The organism is Chryseobacterium cupriresistens (genome assembly GCF_046614675.1).
Classification (GTDB): domain Bacteria; phylum Bacteroidota; class Bacteroidia; order Flavobacteriales; family Weeksellaceae; genus Chryseobacterium; species Chryseobacterium cupriresistens.
The window spans coordinates 173411-192946 of sequence record NZ_JBKKJT010000005.1; the positions used below are offsets into that span (position 1 = coordinate 173411).

General features: G+C 37.7%; 19 protein-coding genes. 11 read left to right on the plus strand and 8 right to left on the minus strand.

The window, feature by feature from the left end; translation table 11 throughout:
• Positions 1-5 precede the first annotated feature (5 nt).
• Both ACLI50_RS15270 and ACLI50_RS15275 read right to left on the minus strand, forming a co-directional pair.
• A complete protein-coding gene (locus tag ACLI50_RS15270; protein ID WP_411414152.1) occupies positions 6-470 on the minus strand; it encodes a gliding motility lipoprotein GldH in 465 nt (154 codons plus the stop codon).
• Positions 463-1857: a PSP1 domain-containing protein gene (locus ACLI50_RS15275; RefSeq protein WP_411414153.1), complete on the minus strand. Its 1395-nt coding sequence runs from the start codon at positions 1855-1857 to the stop codon at positions 463-465. Before ACLI50_RS15275 ends, ACLI50_RS15270 begins: the two co-directional genes overlap by 8 nt.
• Before the next feature lie 430 nt (positions 1858-2287).
• Here ACLI50_RS15275 and ACLI50_RS15280 point away from each other — a divergent pair, with 430 nt between their 5' ends.
• The 4 genes from ACLI50_RS15280 to ACLI50_RS15295 all read left to right on the plus strand — a co-directional run bounded on the left by ACLI50_RS15280 (position 2288) and on the right by ACLI50_RS15295 (position 6727).
• Positions 2288-3526 (plus strand): OmpP1/FadL family transporter, encoded by a 1239-nt coding sequence (locus ACLI50_RS15280; RefSeq protein WP_110009118.1) that lies wholly within the window; start codon positions 2288-2290, stop codon positions 3524-3526.
• A 12-nt stretch (positions 3527-3538) separates the two neighbouring features.
• Complete coding sequence (locus tag ACLI50_RS15285) at positions 3539-4999, plus strand: G-D-S-L family lipolytic protein (protein WP_343643873.1); 1461 nt, start codon at positions 3539-3541, stop codon at positions 4997-4999.
• Positions 5000-5084: 85 nt separating this feature from the next.
• Positions 5085-6023 carry a ribose-phosphate pyrophosphokinase gene (locus ACLI50_RS15290; protein WP_110009120.1) on the plus strand — a complete coding sequence of 313 codons (939 nt, stop codon included), beginning with the start codon at positions 5085-5087 and terminating at the stop codon, positions 6021-6023.
• A 56-nt stretch (positions 6024-6079) separates the two neighbouring features.
• Entirely contained in the window at positions 6080-6727 is a 648-nt protein-coding gene (locus ACLI50_RS15295) for a 50S ribosomal protein L25/general stress protein Ctc (protein WP_411414154.1), read from the plus strand.
• Between the two features lie 11 nt (positions 6728-6738).
• On the opposite strand, the gene ACLI50_RS15300 is transcribed toward ACLI50_RS15295, so the two are convergent.
• A complete protein-coding gene (locus ACLI50_RS15300) occupies positions 6739-6885 on the minus strand; it encodes a hypothetical protein (RefSeq protein ID WP_411414155.1) in 147 nt (48 codons plus the stop codon).
• Positions 6886-7010: 125 nt separating this feature from the next.
• On the opposite strand from ACLI50_RS15300, the gene ACLI50_RS15305 reads away from it, so the two are divergent.
• The gene (locus ACLI50_RS15305; protein WP_202841890.1) at positions 7011-8231 is read left to right on the plus strand and encodes a cysteine desulfurase; all 1221 of its coding nucleotides are present in this window, start codon (positions 7011-7013) and stop codon (positions 8229-8231) included.
• 53 nt (positions 8232-8284) lie between these two features.
• Here ACLI50_RS15305 and ACLI50_RS15310 read toward each other — a convergent pair whose 3' ends face one another.
• Positions 8285-8410 (minus strand): GNAT family acetyltransferase, encoded by a 126-nt coding sequence (locus tag ACLI50_RS15310; RefSeq protein ID WP_202841888.1) that lies wholly within the window; start codon positions 8408-8410, stop codon positions 8285-8287.
• A 137-nt stretch (positions 8411-8547) separates the two neighbouring features.
• On the opposite strand from ACLI50_RS15310, the gene ACLI50_RS15315 reads away from it, so the two are divergent.
• Positions 8548-9369 carry a T9SS type A sorting domain-containing protein gene (locus tag ACLI50_RS15315; protein WP_395972184.1) on the plus strand — a complete coding sequence of 274 codons (822 nt, stop codon included), beginning with the start codon at positions 8548-8550 and terminating at the stop codon, positions 9367-9369.
• 78 nt (positions 9370-9447) lie between these two features.
• Here the strand turns inward: ACLI50_RS15315 and hemE are convergent, their stop codons facing one another.
• The 4 genes from hemE to hemA all read right to left on the minus strand — a co-directional run bounded on the left by hemE (position 9448) and on the right by hemA (position 13443).
• The gene (gene hemE, locus ACLI50_RS15320) at positions 9448-10479 is read right to left on the minus strand and encodes a uroporphyrinogen decarboxylase (RefSeq protein WP_089692984.1); all 1032 of its coding nucleotides are present in this window, start codon (positions 10477-10479) and stop codon (positions 9448-9450) included.
• Between the two features lie 46 nt (positions 10480-10525).
• Entirely contained in the window at positions 10526-11209 is a 684-nt protein-coding gene (locus ACLI50_RS15325; RefSeq protein ID WP_202841884.1) for a uroporphyrinogen-III synthase, read from the minus strand.
• Positions 11210-11273: 64 nt separating this feature from the next.
• Entirely contained in the window at positions 11274-12182 is a 909-nt protein-coding gene (hemC, locus tag ACLI50_RS15330; protein WP_202841882.1) for a hydroxymethylbilane synthase, read from the minus strand.
• Positions 12169-13443 carry a glutamyl-tRNA reductase gene (hemA, locus tag ACLI50_RS15335; protein WP_110009152.1) on the minus strand — a complete coding sequence of 425 codons (1275 nt, stop codon included), beginning with the start codon at positions 13441-13443 and terminating at the stop codon, positions 12169-12171. Before hemA ends, hemC begins: the two co-directional genes overlap by 14 nt.
• A gap of 391 nt (positions 13444-13834) precedes the next feature.
• Between hemA and ACLI50_RS15340 the strand changes: the two genes are divergently transcribed.
• Genes ACLI50_RS15340 through rodA form a run of 5 tightly spaced genes read left to right on the plus strand, consistent with a single transcriptional unit; the run spans position 13835 to position 19510 of the window.
• Positions 13835-14860 (plus strand): rod shape-determining protein, encoded by a 1026-nt coding sequence (locus ACLI50_RS15340; protein ID WP_002982450.1) that lies wholly within the window; start codon positions 13835-13837, stop codon positions 14858-14860.
• Positions 14861-14888: 28 nt separating this feature from the next.
• Positions 14889-15743, plus strand: a complete 855-nt coding sequence (gene mreC / locus ACLI50_RS15345) for a rod shape-determining protein MreC (protein ID WP_202841879.1) — start codon at positions 14889-14891, stop codon at positions 15741-15743.
• Positions 15736-16242: a hypothetical protein gene (locus ACLI50_RS15350; protein WP_002982456.1), complete on the plus strand. Its 507-nt coding sequence runs from the start codon at positions 15736-15738 to the stop codon at positions 16240-16242. Before mreC ends, ACLI50_RS15350 begins: the two co-directional genes overlap by 8 nt.
• Positions 16239-18284, plus strand: a complete 2046-nt coding sequence (locus ACLI50_RS15355) for a peptidoglycan D,D-transpeptidase FtsI family protein (protein WP_227941190.1) — start codon at positions 16239-16241, stop codon at positions 18282-18284. Before ACLI50_RS15350 ends, ACLI50_RS15355 begins: the two co-directional genes overlap by 4 nt.
• Positions 18281-19510, plus strand: coding sequence for a rod shape-determining protein RodA (rodA, locus tag ACLI50_RS15360; protein ID WP_411414156.1), 1230 nt, complete (start codon positions 18281-18283; stop codon positions 19508-19510). Before ACLI50_RS15355 ends, rodA begins: the two co-directional genes overlap by 4 nt.
• The last annotated feature ends 26 nt before the right edge of the window (positions 19511-19536 follow it).

Sequence of the window (19536 nt, forward strand, 5' to 3'; positions counted from 1 at the left end):
TATGGTTACGGTTTAGCCGTTTCTATTTTTACCCCAATATCCTCAATTCCCGGAAGGTTGTCGTTTCTCATCGCCTGGGTAAGACCGATTTCATATTTTCCTTTTCCTGGAAACTGGTAATTTACTTTATACTGAAACAAAGTTTCTTTCGTATCACCAAACCCTGTACCAAGCCATTCTCCGTTTGGTTTAGCCAGAACATAATTTAAAGTGTCTGTTTCCTTTTTTTTGTTCTGTAGATTGGTGAAATTCACTATAAACCTTATATTGCTGTAAGGATAAGTGTTGTTATTTCTTACGACAAATATAATATTTTTAGGATTCTGCGGATCTGAAACTTCAAGATTAAATTTTTGTTCACTTTTCTTATTCCATTTGTTATCAACGGAATTCATAATGATGTCTCCTCCTGAGGAAGAGTTACAGCTAAAGAAAAGGATAAGTGACAGTAATCCTAAAATTTTATGCATTATTATCTTTTTTTGGAGGATATCTCTTTTTGAATTTTTTCTTATTTGGATTGCTCTGTGGCTTCTTATCAGCATCAGAGTTGTTCACCGCTTTTTCCACAGGTGCTTTTTGCTGTGGGTGCTGCTTTTGAGGTCTAGGCTGATTGGCAGACTGGGCATTTGGGTTTTCGGTTTTTTCAGATCTTTCCGGCCTGTCGTTTTTCTCCGGTCTGTTTCTTTTTTGTCCTTGTCCCTGACCTTGGTTTTGTGATCCCTGTTGTCCGTTATTCTGCTTATTCCTGTTTCTGTTTCCTCTGTTTTTCTTCTCAAATCGGTCCACATTATTTTCCTGGATCAGGTCAATAGTATGAGTAGAGGCTTCCGGCTGTTTCAAGTCTTCAAGAGGAAGCGTTTTTTCACCTCTTTTGTTTTTTGAAATCAGTTTTTTAACAAGATCAATATCGAAATCATACCATGCGATTGAACTATCCACGTAAGCAAACCACATTTTCTTTTTGAAAACATCAATTTTGATACAGAATGCTTTTCCTTTTTCTGTTTCCAAAGTAGTTGAAGAAGAAGGGAAGTTGCTTAACGCATCCAGATAGCTGTCAAGCTCATAGTTAAGACAACATTTAAGCTTACCGCACTGTCCTGCAAGTTTCTGAGGGTTGATGCTCAGTTGTTGATATCTTGCAACGTTGGTGTTTACAGACCTGAAATCTGTAAGCCATGTAGAACAGCAAAGCTCACGTCCGCAAGATCCGATTCCGCCCACCTTGGCTGCTTCCTGTCTGAAACCAATCTGTTTCATATCAATTTTAGTACGGAAAGCTCCGGCGTAATCTTTAATTAATTGTCTGAAATCCACTCGGTTATCAGCAGTGTAATAAAAGGTGATTTTTGAAGCATCCCCCTGATATTCCACGTCAGTAACTTTCATTTCAAGACCTAATCTTTGTGCAATTTTTCTTGCTTCAAGCTTTACGCCATCTTCTTTTTTTCTTGCTTCCTGCCATACCTCAAGGTCTTTTTGGTTGGCCTGTCTGTATATTTTGAGTGCCGATTCTTCAGAAAACTTTTTCTTTTTCATCTGAATCTTTACTAATTCTCCCGTAAGGCTTACTACGCCTACATCGTGTCCCGGACTTGATTCTACTGTAATTACGCTACCTATATGTAAAGGAATATTATTTACATTTTTATAAAACGATTTTCTGTCATTTTTAAATCTAACTTCTACAAAATCACACCTGTTCGGTGCCGGATTGTTGATGTTAGAAAGCCAGTCAAAAACACTTAATTTATAACTATTCCCGCAGGTATTTACATTTTCACAGCCATTTGCGGTTTTTTTAGGGCCGCAAGAATGTGCAGAATCGCCGGATGTTTTACATCCACAACTCATATTTTCTATTATTTATAATCTGCAAATTTATGTATTTTTATCTTTATGCGATTCTAAAATACTTAAATAAGCTGAATTCGGCATAAAACATTTTCATATTTTGACTAAGAATGATGGCTGTAGACTTAATCAGATGCTAATATTTATTCTATTTTGTTTCCTTTAACATTTATTATCTTTTTACTTTCCTGTATTGCTTTTTTAGAGCATTATTGTTTGGTTTTAAACAATCGTTTAAAACTAAACAATGAATATGACTTGGTTTATCAACTGTTTTAAATAGTTAATAATGATTATTTTGCATTTTATTTTCTTCGAGGTGTTATTTTAAACATAGTTTTCTTTTGCAATATTGTTTAAAATATTAGGAAATATTAACAGACGTATTCAAAATAATTTTATATTTGGCTTATATATATAATAATAGTCTATGAAAAAAATATTAGTATCAACTGCTTTATTGGCGGGAGTTCTATCTTATGCAGGAGGCTTCAGAGTTTCCCTGCAGGGGGTAAAACAATTGGCAATGGCGCATACTAGTGCTCATGCCGAAGACGCGAGTGTGACATTCTTTAACCCGGCGGGTATGTCATTTATCCCTTCCAAGCTGAGTGTAGTGGCAGGAGGGTTTGGTGCAAGTAATAAAGTTACTTTTCAAAACTTCAATACTTTACAAAGTGCAGAAACAGATAACCCTATAGGAACACCTATATATGCTGCAATTACTTATAGACCCATAGAGAAACTTACCGTAGGGTTCAGTTTTTCAACGCCTTTTGGAAGTACAATCAAATGGCCTGATAACTGGGAAGGTAAGGAATTGGTACAGAAAATGGAACTGAAAAGTTTCTATTTCCAGCCAATGGTCTCTGTAAAATTGGCTCCATGGGTATCTTTTGGTGCCAGCTATATCTACGCAAGAGGAAAAGTGGATTGGGACAAGGCAGTGACTCAATTTGACGGAAAGGTTAATATTAATGACGATAATGCAACCGGCCACGGATATGGATTCGGTTTCTATTTCAGACCTGACCCGAAATTAGATGTGAGTATTGCATATCGTTCAGCAATCGATATGAAAGCTAAATCAGGAACTGCTACATTCCAGTTCCCTTCTCAATCTGTTTATAATCAGCTAAAACTGAATGCTGCAGGACAAGATGGTTTCTCAGCAACGCTGCCATTGGTTGAAGAATATACCATTGGTTTGACTTATAAGATAACACCGAAGTGGCAGGTTTCTGCAGACTTTAACTATCACGGATGGGAAAGATACAGCAAACTTACATTGGATTTTGAGAATGCGCCTATCGGAAACAATCCGTCAGACCCAACGATTCTTACCAATCCTAAGAACTTCAAAAACTCCAAAACTTTCAGACTGGGAACCCAGTATGCATTCACCAATATGATCTACGGACGTTTGGGAGCTTATTATGATGAAGCACCTTATACTACGGATAACTTTATACCGGAAACTCCTTCATATGATACCTATGTGGTTACAGGTGGGGTAGGCTTCAAGCTGAAGCAGTTCGGAATTGATGTTGCCGGAGGATATGCAATGCCTCAGTACAGAAAGGTGAATAATGTTAATATAGGGCTTAACGGACAGTCAAAAGCAACTGCTTTCTACTTTGGTCTAGGTTTCTCTTATAATCCATTTTAATTTTAGAAGACTATGAAAAAAATTATAATATCGACAATGGCAGTTTCTGCACTTCTTTTTACAGTAAGCTGTAATACGGATTTCGATACGGATGTGAAAGATATCCCGGTAACAAAAGGAGACGCAGACTTTTCAAAATATATATCGTTAGGAAACTCATTAACTGCTGGTTATAGAGATGGAGCACTTTACAGCAGTGGACAGAATGAATCTTATCCAAGCATGATTGCAGCGCAAATGCAATTAGCAGGTGGAGGCGCTTTTAAACAGCCAATGATGCCTAATGACACAGGAGGGTTTACCAATTTATTTAACCCAGCAACAGGAGATTTTGCAGGTAAATATGTGTTAAGTGTGGTGAACGGAGCATTAACTCCCGGTCCAACAGCTCCAGGAGCAGCATTAGATAATGTTTCTGCTGGTGGTCCTTACCAGAATATGGGAGTTCCGGGAGCAAGAGTAGCGCATTTACTGGCTCCGGGATATGGGAATCCAGCCGGATTAATCTCTACGCCTGCTACTGCAAATCCATATTTCGTAAGGTTTGCGTCATCAACAACAACTTCAGTAGTAGAAGATGCCCTAAAACAAGACCCAACCTTCATTTCTTTATGGATAGGAAATAATGATGTTTTATTATATGCAACTTCAGGAGGAGCTGATCCGAATGTTCCGATTACGCCAGTAGATGGTGCTGTAGGGGTAGGGTTCAGTAATACCTATGCTTATTTAGTAGATAAACTATTCCCTGCCGGTACAAAAAGAAAAGGTGTTATTGCTAATATTCCTACAGTTACCAATGTCCCTTACTTTACGAGAATTCCTGCTATGCCTCTTACGGGTTTGACAGATGCTCAGGTGACTCAGCTGAATACAGGATATGCTCAGTATAACGCAGGATTGCTTCAGGCTAAAACCTTAGGAGCGATCAGCGATGCGGAATATCAGAGAAGGTTAATTAAATTTACTGCCGGAGCAGCAGTCAACGGAGCTGTAATTGTAGATAAAGATCTGTCAACTGTTCCGGGGCTTCCAAAATACAGACAAACAACAGCGAAGGATTTAATTCTTTTACCAGCTAGTAAAGTTCTTACTCCACAGGCTGGAGGAGGTACTTCCGTACCATTAGAAGATAAGCTTGTCCTTACTGAAGCTGAGACTGCAAAAGTCCTTGCTGCTACTGCAGGATATAACACAGCGATAAAAAAAGCAGCAACAGACAAAGGTCTTGCCTTTGTGGATATGGACGCTAAAATGATGGAATTGAATTCTAAATCAGGAATTATTTGGGATGGAGTAAAATATACGGCGACATTTGTAACCGGCGGAGCTTTCTCTTTAGACGGAGTTCATCTGACAGGACGCGGATATGGTATTGTTGCTAATGAATTTATTAAATCTATCAATGCTAAATACAACTCTACACTTCCACAGGTAGATCCGAACAAATATTCAGGAGTTAAATTCCCTTAATAATTGATAAAATAAAAACTTAGAAACCACAGGAGTAAATCTTGTGGTTTTTTTTTAAATTTGCAAAATCTTTTAAAAAGTAAAAATGGCCGATCAGTTAAGTTATCTATTTTGTACAAGAACCAGCAGGGACTTGGCAGAGAAAATTGCCCAGAATTATGGGAAAGAATTAGGAAAAATCAACTTTCAGGAGTTCAGTGATGGGGAATTTGAGCCTGTTTTGGACGAATCTGTAAGAGGAGGAAGAGTTTTCCTGATTGGATCTACATTCCCTCCTGCAGACAATCTTTTGGAACTTCTTCTAATGATTGATGCAGCAAAAAGAGCTTCTGCAAAGAGCATCACCGTAGTAATTCCTTACTTTGGTCTTGCCAGACAGGACAGAAAAGACAAACCAAGAGCGCCGATCGGTGCAAAATTAGTTGCCAACCTTCTTACTGCAGCAGGAGCAACAAGAATCATGACAATGGACCTTCATGCAGATCAAATCCAGGGATTCTTCGAAATTCCGGTAGATCACCTGTATGCCTCTACTATTTTCGTAGACCACATCAGGTCTTTGAATCTTGATAATCTTACCATTGCTTCTCCGGATATGGGAGGTGCGAAAAGAGCGAAAAACTATGCCGGTCACCTGGGTGCTGAAGTAGTAATTGCTTATAAGGAAAGAAAAAAAGCAAACGTTGTAGAAGAAATGTTCCTTATTGGTGATGTTACAGGTAAAAACGTAATCCTTATTGATGATATGATTGATACTGCAGGTACACTTTGCAAAGCAGCAGATATCTTGATTGAAAAAGGAGCAAAAACAGTAAGAGCTATGGCTACCCACGGAGTGCTTTCTGGTAAGGCTTACGAGAATATTGAGAACTCAAAATTGCTGGAAGTTATTGTAACTGACTCAATTCCTGTTAAAAATAATTTGTCATCTAAAATAAAAGTGCTATCTTGCGCCCCGTTATTTGCAGACGTTATGACAATGGTTCATGAGCATAAATCAATTAGTAGTAAATTTGTTATTTAATTGATTTTAAAGAGATTGCAAATTGAAATTAGAACAATTTTTTAAATTTTTTATAAATGAAATCTATTACAATTCAAGGTACAAAAAGAGAAAGCGTGGGCAAAAAGTCTACAAAAGCTTTACGTGATGCTGAATTAGTTCCTTGTGTTGTTTATGGAGGTGAAGCACCTTTGAACTTCTCTGCTGAAGAGAGAGCTTTCAAAGGATTAGTATACACTCCTGAAGCACACACGGTATCTATTGAGGTTGACGGAAAAACAATTCCAGCTGTTCTTCAGGATATTCAGTTTCACCCGATTACTGACAAAATTCTTCACGTTGACTTCTATCAGTTATCTGATGATAAGCCAGTGATCATGGAAGTTCCGGTAAGAATTACAGGACGTTCAAAAGGTGTTGTAGCTGGTGGTGTTTTACGTCAGTCTTTCAGAAAACTAAAAGTAAAAGCTATCCCTGCTAACCTACCTGACGAAGTAGTAGTTGATGTTACTCCATTAAGAATTGGTAACAAACTTTACATCGGTGGTATCAAAACAGAAGGATATTCTTTCATGCACCCTGACAACGCAGTAGTAGTTGCTGTTAAGATGTCTAGAAATGCAATGAAAGGAGGTGCAGCAATGCAGGATGATGATGAGGATGAAGAAGTTGCAACTGAAGAAGGTGTTGCTCCTGAAGCAGCAGCTGAAACTGCAGCAGAATAAGAATTGCTTATTTAAACAATATAAGAACCCGTCAGTTTTGGCGGGTTTTTTATTTGATAACGAGTAAGCAGGATACCTAAACAATCTGGTAGGCTGCTTTCAATTTTGTCTTTTTGCCCTTTAGTAATTTCATCTTTTGTTTTATTGGCTTTCTTCACCTTACCCTATTGAATATTTCTATCAACAGATAGCGATCAGTACCCAACCCATGCTTCCTTTCGGAAAAAAAGCCGTAAATTTGAAGAGTTCTAAATAAGGACGTTTTAATTTAAAAAATAAATAAATGTTTGACATTCAGGAAATAAGAAGCCAGTTTTCTATATTGGACAGAGAAGTGAACGGTAAACCTTTGGTTTATCTGGATAATGCAGCTACATCCCAAAAACCAAATTCAGTTTTGGAAGTCTGTCACGCATATTATACAGAACTTAATGCTAATGTTCACAGAGGGATTCATACGTTGAGCCAGCTGGCAACAGAAGAAATGGAGCTTTCAAGAAGAAAGATTCAGAAATTCATTAATGCTGAACATGACTTTGAGGTGATTTTTACCAAGGGAACAACAGAAGGGTTGAACCTCATCGCTTATATTTTAACACAGAAACTGCAGAAAGATGATGAAATCATTATTTCATATCTGGAGCACCATTCCAATATTGTTCCATGGCAGATGCTGTGTGAAAGAACCGGAGCGAAACTACGCGTGATTCCTATTGATGAGAACGGAATCCTTCAGATGGATTATTTTGATCAGTTTTTGAGTGAAAAAACGAAGGTTGTTTCTGTAAACCAGGTTTCCAATGCATTAGGTATTGTGAATCCGATTGAAGAGATTATTGCCAAAACAAGAAAGAATACAGATGCTTATGTTGTGATAGACGGAGCTCAGTCTGCTCCGCATTTCAATATTGACGTACAGAAGATGGATTGTGATTTCTTTGTGTTCTCAGGTCATAAAATGTATGCTCCGATGGGAACAGGTATTTTATATGGAAAACAAGAAATATTAGAAGCTTTACCACCTTTTCATGGAGGAGGAGAGATGATTGCAACCTGTTCTTTCGATGGTACCACTTATGCAGGTCTTCCATTCAAATATGAAGCGGGAACACCGAATGTAGGCGGGAATATTGCTTTAGGTGCTGCTGTTGATTTCATGAATAGAGTAGGTCATACCCATATTCAGAATCATGAAAATGCTTTATTGGAATATGCGCAAAGACAGCTTTTGGAAATAGATGGTATTAGAATCTATGGTGAAAAAGCGAAGAGAACCGGGGTTGTTTCTTTTAATCTGGAAGGAGTAGGAATTGCCTCTGATGTAGGAATGATTCTTGATAAAATGGGAATCGCTGTAAGAACAGGACACCACTGTACGCAGCCTATTATGAACTTCTTTAATATTGCCGGAACAGTGAGGGCAAGTTTTGCTGTTTATAATACTTTCGAAGAAATTGATGCTCTGGTGGAAGGTGTTAAAAAAGCACAGAGAATGTTGAGCTAATCAATATTGGATCTCTGATATACAATTAAAAGCAGCTGTTGAGCTGCTTTTTTTTAATCTATTGAAATACAATAGCACCGGCCTTCAATAATGACCTGATAATAGCCGATAGCACATTCCAGACAGATTTCTCCTCCTGCCATAATGCTTTTCATCTTTTCTTTGTTTAATTTTTTCATATGATGCGATTTAAAGGTTAAGTATAAAATTCTGATCTTTTCTAATAATTTCATGTAATGTATTGATTTTATATATAATTATTAATGTTTTATGAAAAATATTTCGCTAATTTTATATAAACATCAAATATTTTATTATGAAAAAATTCTTTATTCTATTATTGTCGATTTGTGGTCTGTGTGATGCACAAGTTTTTTCTGAAAATTTCAACGGAAATGCTTTGCCGGCCGGGTGGATGGTAGAGAATCCGGATAATTCATTTAACTGGAATGTGGGTGCCCAGAATGGTTTCGCTGGCTTTCCCGATGGAGCAGCTTTTTTTGATGATGATGATGCAGGACCATCCGTAGTTAATACGAATGCCAGACTGATTTCTCCTGTAATTAACCTGGCCGGAGTAGTAAATCCAAAGCTCTCGTTTAATTATGCTAATATGATTGATAATCTTGATTCTACTTTAAAAGTTGAAGTTTTCAATGGAACTTCCTGGATTCAGGTTTTTACTTTTTCAGGTGACGCAGGAATATGGGACCTTGATTTTAATACTTTTACATTTGTAGTAACCAGTTATGATACTGCCGCCAATATAGATCTGACACCCTATGCTAATGCAGCTTTTAAATTAAGATTTGTTTATGATGATGCCGGAGATTATTCTTACGGTGTTGTAATAGATAATGTAAAGATTACAAGCGGCCTCCTGGCAACGTCAGAAGTTTCGTATGCAGATCATATAGATGTATATCCGAATCCGGTTAAGGGGGATTTTTATATTAAACAAAGCTCTCAAAGTAAGTTTGAAAAGATTTCTGTGATTGATCAGTCAGGAAAACTTGTGAAAACATTTAATAAAGCATCTGATTCCTATGACTTATCAGATCTGCCAAAAGGAGTCTATATTATAATGATCAGTAATCCTGATGGAAAAGTTGTTAAAAAGAAAGTGATGAAGGAATAATCATTAAAAAAATAATTCTAACAAAAAACCCTTATAGAATGCCTATAAGGGTTTTGTATATTTTCAAAAGAAATAATCTTACAAATTCGGTTTCCAGTCTACTACCGCTCTGATGAATGCTTCCGCATTTTCCACAGGAACATTCGGTAGAATTCCGTGACCTAAATTAGCAATGTATCTGTCTTTTCCAAAACGGTTGATCATCTCATTCACCATTTTCTTGATGGTTTCAGGAGTTGAGTGAAGTCTTGCAGGGTCGAAATTTCCCTGTAGAGTCATCGTATGGTTTGTTAAAGTTCTTGCGAATTCCGGCTTAATAGTCCAGTCTACGCCAAGAGCCGAAGCCTTTGACATTGTCATATCTTCCAGTGCGAACCAGCATCCTTTCCCAAATACGACAACGTGAGTAAGCGGACTTAATGCTTCAACAATCTGATTGATGTACTGCCATGAGAACTCCTGATAATCCGTAGGAGAAAGCATTCCTCCCCAGGAATCGAAAACCTGTACGGCAGAAACTCCTTTTTCTACTTTTCTCTTTAAATAAGCGATTGTAGTATCTGTGATTTTCTGTAATAATAAATGTGCTGCTTCAGGCTGTTGGAAACAGAAAGATTTTGCAATATCAAAAGCTTTGCTTCCTTTTCCTTCCACACAGTAGCAAAGAATAGTCCATGGAGAACCGGCAAAACCGATCAATGGGATTTCGTTATCCAGCTTCTGTAAGGTAAGTTCAATAGCATCAAAAACGTAACCTAAAGTGTCATTCACGTCGGGAGTTTCAATATTCTGAACCTGTTCCATCGTTCTGATGGGAGTATCCAGCCAAGGGCCAACAGATTCTTTCATTTTGAAATCAATTCCCATTGCCTGCGGAACTACCAGGATATCAGAAAACAGAATCGCGGCATCCAGAGGAAATCTGCGGATAGGCTGCAGGGTGATCTCGGCGGCAAGTTCAGGAGTCTGACATCTTGTAAAGAAATCATACTGATCTCTTAAAGCAATGAATTCCGGCAGATATCTTCCAGCCTGCCTCATCATCCAGACAGGAGGTCTTTCAACGGTTTCTCCGCGAAGTGCTTTTAAATATAGGTCGTTTTTTATCATAATCTATTGTAACTAATATTACCGGCAATATCCGGTAACAGATATTCTAAATCCTACTTCCGATTTCTTTTCTGATCAATGCAAATATTGATGTCAGAGTATTTTCTTCTGAAGTAAAAATTTCTTCCTGCGTATAATTTCTCAGCTCACCGGAAGTGGTTTCGCCAATGGAAAAAAGCTTCATGCCTTCCAGAGAATTTCGCCTTGCAAAACTACGAACTCCGCTCGGACTAAAAAATACTGCAGCATGATATTTTTCAGTTATTACAGGATGAGTTTCCTCAGTATTATAAATGGTAACTTTTTTGTACTTAATGTTTTGTAACGGAAGGTCTTTGTCCAGAACATTGATGGCAAGATTGCCACAGAAGTGCAGGAACTGCTCGTGCTGGCATTTTCCGATAATGAATCGCGAAAGAGTTTCAGCATTTTTCAGTACCTTAAATGTTCCAAAACCATGTTTCCTCAGCTCTCTTTTGGTCTTTTCACCTACACAATAGATTTTGTTATAGTTTTTTGCGGTAAAATCTTCATTGGGTTTGAATCTGTTTTTAAAAAAAGAAGCCACTCCATTGACGCTGGTAAAAATCAGAGAGTAGTTTTTCAGATCAAAAGGATTGATCATAATAGGGCTGGTCTTAATTACCTCAACACAGTCAACCAAAATATCCTCTCCTAATTCTTTGGATATAATAGATGGGTCTATATTTTTGGTAAATAAGATTTTCATGTCTGTAAAATTAAGAAAATGAAAAAGTGTGGCTAAAGGAATATAAAAATGTAAATCTGAACTATCAGATCTGGCTTTTGATTTCTGCCATTAATTCTTTTCCTCCGTTCTCAAGAACAACTTTTGCAAACTTTTCTCCAAAATTCTCATTTGGAGTATAGACAAAGTTTTCATCTACAGCAATACAGTTTTTACCGTCCAGAGAGCAAAGTGCTGCTTTGAAGCGGATCTGGTCGTCGATAATTTCTGCAAATGCTCCGATAGGTGCAGTACAGCCTCCTTCTAAAGTGCTCAGGAAGTTTCTTTCAATTTCCACACAGATCTGAGTCTGTTGGTGATTGATCTGGCGCACAATTTCATTGATCTCCGGCTTGTCAGTATGTCCGGCTACAGAGATTACGCCTTGTGATGGGGCAGAGATCATTAATGGAAGCATTTCATAATCAATTTCCATTTTCATTCTTTTGATGCCTGCCAAAGATAAGATCGTAGCATCGAAATCTCCTTCTTCCAGTTTTTGAAGTCTGGTTTGAATATTTCCCCTGATATCCGAAAACTCAGCGGTAGGATAATTTCTCAGCCAGAAAGCTCTTCTTCTCAAACTGCTGGTGGCAAGTTTAAGCTCATGGAATTCTTTATTCCTTGCAGATTCTTTTCTGATCAGAATATCCTGTGGATAATCTCTTTCCAGATAAGCGATCATCTCAATATTTTGAGGCAATTGAGTGGGAACATCTTTTAAAGAATGTACGGCAATATCAATTTCATCATTCAATAGGGCAATATCAAGATCTCTTGTGAAAACCCCGGTAATTCCTAAAGAATAAAGCGGCTGATTAAGGTTCTTATCGCCAGAAGAAACGATAGGAACAATTTCCGTTAAATAATTGTTGTTCTGAAGGTGCCTCGCAACCTCTCTAGCCTGCCAAAGTGCAAGTGCGGAATTTCTCGTTCCGATTCTAATGCTTTTCATTGAATTCGTTGTTTGGTTGTTCAACTAATATTTCGTGCATTAATTTACTAATTTCTTCGGCTTTTAAAGGATTATCGATGATATATTTTGCAAAACGGTTGGTGATTTTCTGGATCATTTTATCAGAAAGTTCCATGTCCGTGATGTTTATGTATTTATTTTTTTTGTAGAAATTATGCATTTCATTACGCTCCATGTTCTTTAGAACGGCTTTGAAATGATGAATATTAGGGGCAAGTTTTCTCTTTTTCTCCCATTCAATAAAGTCTTTCATCAGTTCCTTAATGATTTTTTCAGCTTTCGGGATTTCTCTTTCGCGCTGTTGAATCGTTTCCTGAATCTGTTTTGAAAGCTCATCCACATCAATCAGAGTTACGTTTTTATTTTCAGTAACATTCTTTTCAACGTTATGAGGAATGGAAAGGTCAATGATCAGTGTTTCTTTTCCATTAGGGAAATGAGACCGGTTGACAATAGGATGCTTGGCTCCTGTTGCCACAATAAGAATATCTGTATTTTTTAATTCCTGGTCAAAATCAGAATAATCAACGTGAGGAATATTATATTTCTGGGAAATTTTTTCGGCTTTCTCCTGAGTTCTGTTGGCAATTTTAATTTTCGGCTGGTAGACATGCTTTACCAGGTTTTCAACGGTATTCTGTCCTATTTCACCTACCCCTAAAAGAAGGATGTTTTTTTCAGTAATCCTTTTCTGGTTGTTTAAAATATAATGAACGGCCGCATAAGAAACCGAAGCAGCACCATTCGAAATGCCGGTTTCATTTTTTATTCTTTTCGAAATCTGAATCGCAGCATTGATGGCTCTTTCCAGATAAGGATTCGAATTTTGTCTTTCTTTTTTGAAACGGCTATATGCTTTTTTTATCTGCCCGATAATTTCAAAGTCTCCGATAATCTGGCTTTCAAGGCCTGCCGCTACTCTGAAAAGATGAATCAGAGCTTCCTCTTTGGTAAGAATATTTGCAAACTGAAGAAAATCGGTAAGTTGTACTCCAATCGTTTTGCAATACTCTTCCGCTACTAAAAGATAATTGGGAGAAGTGGTATAAATTTCGGTCCTGTTACAAGTGGAAACCACAAATGCATCACCCAGATCTTCCTGATGGACTCTGGAAACAAAGTTTTTGATGTTCTCATCAAAGAATGCAAACTTTCCTCTCGTTTCTACGTCGGCTTTCTCGTAGCTTATTGAAAGCACGGCAAAATTTGACGTTCGATGAATGTTGGAATACTGTAACATAAGCAGTGGCAAATTTACGATTTTTTTCATTAACCTTTCTCAGATAGTGTATATGATAATTATCGTAAAAAACTATAAAAGGGAATGCCGCAAAGGTGAAACTGTAAAATGACAAAAAATGCATATTGTATGAAAGCTGTTACGCTTTTTAAGTTTTATTTATGCCTTTTTTGTTGAGCTTTCTTAGCCTTTTTACCCTTTTGCTAATTCGCTTTTCAGCCCTTTTAACATCCCATGAATTTTAGTTGAAATCAAACTCTGTAAATGTCTAAACTAAAACTTAATAAAGAATTATAAATTTTAATAAAATTTTAACCAAATTAAGTTGGTGGGAAATTTCTTTACTAGTGTTAAATTTATATCTTTGTAATCTTAAAATCAGAAGAAAAATATGAGTTTATTTGATATGTTTACGCAAGAAATTGCGATAGACCTTGGAACTGCTAATACCCTAATCATCCATAATAATAAAATTGTTATTGATCAACCTTCAATTGTTGCAATTGAACGTTCATCGGGTAAGCCGATTGCCGTCGGAGAGCAGGCCAAGCATATGCAGGGTAAAACTCACGAGGATATCAAAACCATCCGTCCTTTGAAAGATGGGGTTATTGCTGATTTCCACGCTTCTGAGCACATGATCAAGGAATTCATCAAGAAAATTCCTGGAATCAAAGGTAAATTCATTCAACCGGCATTACGAATTGTAATCTGTATCCCTTCTGGTATTACTGAAGTTGAAAAAAGAGCGGTAAGAGACTCTGCTCAGAAGGTAAATGCAAAAGAAGTAAGATTGATCTACGAACCAATGGCTGCTGCAATTGGAGTTGGGATCGACGTACAGAAACCTGAAGGTAACATGATTATCGATATAGGTGGTGGTACTACGGAAATTGCTGTTGTTGCTTTAGGAGGTATCGTATGTGATAAATCTGTGAAGATTGCAGGAGACGTATTTACCAATGATATTGCTTATTATTTAAGAACTCACCATAACCTTTATATCGGGGAAAGAACAGCTGAAAGAATCAAAATTGAAGTAGGTTCTGCAGTAGAAGATCTTGATGTAGACATCGAAGATATCCCGGTACAGGGTAGAGACCTTATTACAGGTAAGCCTAAAGAAATTATGGTTGGATACAAAGAGATTGCACGTGCATTAGACAAATCGATCATCAGAATCGAGGATGCTGTAATGGAAACATTATCTCTTACCCCACCGGAATTGGCTGCAGATATTTATAAAACAGGTATTTATCTAGCTGGAGGAGGAGCGTTATTAAGAGGTCTTGCGGACAGAATTCACAAGAAAACAGGTCTTCCTGTATTTGTAGCTGAAGATCCGTTGAGAGCTGTAGTTCGCGGAACAGGTATTGCCCTTAAGAATATGGATAAGTTCAATTTCTTAATTAAATAATTTTAACTTTTTACGACTTTATATCTGAATGGGATTTTTGCTGAGATTATTTTCGAAGAATACTCTTTTCGTCTTCTTTATATTCCTGCAAATTATTGCTCTGGTTTTGATATTCTCAAGAAATGCCATGCAGAGATCCTGGATTGCGGGCCAGACGGCTGCGTTCAACTCATGGGTGTCCGGATATATTGACGAAGGAGTTTCTTATCTGAAGCTAAAACAGATCAATGAAGATCTTGTGGTTCAGAATAAAGCCCTTATGACTGAGCTCTATGGAAAAGACGGGTCAAAGAATCCTGTTTTCAAGAGAGTTCATGATACCATTGGTGGAGGGCAGATCTATACTTTTGTTGATGGAGAGATTGTTTTCAACAGTATCAACAGAAGAAACAACTACTTTACAATCAACCGTGGACGCAGAGACGGTGTCTTTCCTCAAATGGGAGTAATGGCGCCGAGAGGTATTGCGGGAATTGTAATCAATTCTACAGATAGTTATGCATTGGTTCAATCCGTGTTAAGTGTTAACAAGATCAGAATTAATGCAGCACTTAAAAACTCAGGGTATTTTGGTACTTTAACATGGAATGGAGATAACTCAAGGGTAATGCACCTGGCAGATATTCCAAAATATGTAGCCCTGAAAGTAGGCGATACTGTTGTTACAGACGGTAAATCTGCTATTTTTCCTAAGGGAGTTACCATTGGTACCATTGCAGGATACTCTGTAGATAATAAAACCGGCTTCTGGGATATTTCCGTAGAGCTGAGTGAAAAAATGGGAGCGTTGAATAAAGTGTATGTAGTGAAGAATCTTAAGAAAGCAGAAGTGCAGAAGATTCAGGACACTATGCAGGCTGTAATAAAAAAGGAAAATGATTAGCAGGACTTTATTTACCGATATATTGATCATGATCTTTCTTGTTGCATTACAGATATTTGTATTGAACAGGATTACTCTTTTCGGGAAATATACTCCGGTATTATATCCTGTATTTGTCATGTTCTATCCGTTTTTCAGAAACAAATTTCAATTCCTGGCATTGAGCTTTTTAATAGGATTGTCTATTGACGGTTTTCTTTATTCGTGGGGGATCAATGCATTTGCAACAACGTTAATTGCCTATTTCAGAACGTTGATCTTCAGGACTTCCACAGATACGTCTACAGACTTTTTCTCATTTCAGTCCCTTCAATGGGCGCAGTTTTTGCTGTTTTTATTTTCAAGTATTTTCCTGCATCAGCTTTTAGTACAATATATCGAGTTCTTTAAGTTCAGCAGGTTTTTTGAAATATTATTTAATGTGTTGGTAACAAGTGTAATTTCATTTATCTTTATAGTCATCTACGCATTAATATTTAAAATCAAACAAAAAGTTTGAACACACGTTATTTAAAAATTTTTTCCATTCTTGTTGTCATCGCCCTTATTTTTGTGGCGAGACTTGCCTATTTGCAGCTGTTTACAGACCGCTATGCACTGAATGCGGCTAACACCTCCATTAAAACAGAATATGTTATTCCACAGCGTGGGGTAATTTTTGACAGAAATGGTAAAATCATGGTGGGAAACCAGCCTGCTTATGAAATTTCGTTTACCCAGGCTTTGATGAAGCCTGATTTTGATACGCTGGCTTTTTGTAGTTTAATGAAAATTACAAAACAGGATTTTATCAATAAAATCAATGTTATCAAAAAAGAAAAATATTACTCAAAGCTGACGCCGATGACTTTCATTAAGGACCTCAGCAGAGAAGATATTGCCAGAGTTCAGGAAATTATTTTTAAGTATCCAGCATTTAATATTGTATCAAGACCTCAGCGTCAGTACGAAGTTTCCACATCCGGAAACCTTCTTGGTTATACCAGTGAGGTAAATGAAAGAGATATTAAAAAAGATTCACTCTACTATTTACCGGGAGATTTCATTGGAAAAACAGGGGTTGAAAAATCCTACGAAAAAGAACTTCGCGGGGTAAAAGGTGTGAAATATATCCAGAAAGATATCAAGCTTCGAAATATTGGTTCCTATAAGAACGGTTCTTTAGATAAAGATGTGATTACCGGTAAAGATATTACGTTAACCATTGATTATGATCTTCAGAGAACAGCTGAAGAAATGCTGGTCAACAAACATGGTGCAATTGTAGCGTTAGATCCTAATAATGGAGAAGTTTTAGTCGCTGCAACCGGACCGGACATTGACCCGAACCTTTTTACAGGACCTAATAAATCAAAAAACCTATATGCCCTATCAAAAGATACGCTTTATGAAAATAAACCTACTTTTGACCGTGCGTTGCAGGCAGGATATCCTCCGGGATCCACTTTCAAACTGCTGACTGCTTTAGCAGCTATGCAGATGGGTGTGATGGATGAGAAAACGATCTTCCCTTGTGGCGGCGGATTTTTCTACAAAGGAAAAAGAATTAAAGGCCATGGTGGAGCAGATCCGCTTATCCCTTCCATTCAGGTTTCGAGTAACTGTTTTTTCACCTACGCATTTATTGCCATTATCAAGAAATATCCGGGAAACCCTTCAAAAGGTGTTGATGAGTGGAAAAAAATCATGAGCAGTTTCGGAGTTGGAGAATTCTTGAATAATGACTTTGCTGTTGGGGCAAAGGGGAGAATACCTTCAGGAGATTTTTACGAGAGAAGATTTAAAGCGATCATGAAGGCAAGCGGTTCCCAGAGAACTGATTTTAAAAACTGGGATGAAATGTCTACGGGTGCCATTTATAACGGAATGGGACAGGGAGATGTTCTGGTAACTCCTATTCAGCTGGCCAATTATGTAGCGGCGATTGCTAACAGAGGATGGTATTATACTCCTCATATCGTAAAAGCAATTGATGGAAAGCCAAATCCTGACCCAAGATTTAAAGTGAAACACAAAACTCTGGTTGATCCAAAACATTTTGAGCCTGTTTTAAAAGGAATGGAAGCTGTAGTTTTAAGAGGAACTGCAAGAGGACTGAAATCCAATGATTTTACCCAACTGGCAAAAACAGGTACCGCACAGGTTCCGCAAGGAAAAGATAATTCCATCTTTGTATTGATTGCCCCTGCTGATAAACCTAAAATTGTTGTAGTAGCGGTAATGGAACATGCAGGATTTGGAGCTACATGGGCAGGACCAGCCTGTACCGTGATTGCTGAAAAATATATTACAGGTGATCTGAAAAGAGAACATCTTTACAAAAAAATGATTACCTCGAGTTTCATGCCTGAATACAAAAGGCAGTGGATTGCTGATTTGAAACGTAAAGGCTTATATATTGATCCTAAACCTGACTCAATCAGACAGAAAAGAATAAAAGATAGCCTGGAGCAGGTAAAACAGCAAAAGGCTAAGCTGCAAAAGAAAATAAACGAAGAGACTAAAAAAAATAACACGGCTAAAAAAACTGCGAAGCAATGAAATGGACAGAAGGAATAGATAAACTTGGCCTTGGGCTGTATTTCCTGCTTTGCATTTTCGCGATTGCAAATATTTACAGTGTGGACCAGAAACTGGGTGAGAAACAGTTGATCTTTTTCTGTATCTCATTATTTGTGGGGCTTATCATCTTTGTCAGCAGAAGTAAATTCTTCGAGAATATGGCAGGAATTATTTATATTGGCGGTGTGCTGCTGCTGATAGGGCTTTTTCCGTTTGGTAAAGAAATCCTTGGCCAGAAGAACTGGTATAAATTCGGAAGTTTTACCATGCAGCCCGTGGAGTTTGCCAAGATAGGAACAGCTTTAATGCTGGCTAATTATGTTTCAGGACCTGATTTTAATCTTAAAAACAGAAAGTCTTTATGGACTACTTTAGCCATCGTTGGTATTCCGGCAGTAGTGGTTCTTGCTATTCCGGATGTGGGCTCCATGCTTGTATTTATTGCATTTTTCATTGCTTTATATAGAGAAGGACTGAGCGGGCTTTTATTCGGTATAGGATTTATTTTTGCCGGAGTTTTCCTGATCTCACTGGCTATTCCTCCTGTTTATGTTGTGATTGCAGTTTTAGTGATTGCCGGTGTTCTGATAGCAATGAATTATCATAGAATGTCATGGGATGTAATTTCTATCTCAGGAATTGCGGGCTCTATTCTTTTATTGTGCGGACTGGCTTTCGGGTCTCCTTATATTTTAGAAAAACTGCCTAAGCACCAGAGAGAAAGGATTGAGGTTCTTTACAAAGGGGAAAAGGCATTCAGAGATACTTCCGGATACAATCTTTTGTATTCCAAAACAGCGATCGGATCCGGCGGACTTTGGGGAAAAGGTTACCGTGAAGGGTCTGTAACCCAGGGGAAATTTGTGCCAGAGCAGCAGACAGACTATATTTTCTGCGCGGTAGGGGAAGAGTGGGGATTTATCGGAAGTGCTATTCTGGTGCTTGCTTATGTGGTATACATAGGAAGAATCTATTATCTTTCTGAACAGCAAAAATCAACTTTTAACCGTGTATTCGGATATTGCTTTGCCTCGATTCTGTTGATGCACTTTTCGATCAATCTGGGAATGGTAATGGGGCTTTTCCCGACAGTTGGGATTCCGCTTCCTTATTTCAGTTATGGAGGAAGTTCTTTACTGGCATTCTCTATGATGACTTTTATTTTCTTTAAACTTAATTACTCTGATAAGAACAGTTTGGTGTAAAAGAGGGAGTTTGGAAGCTGGATGAT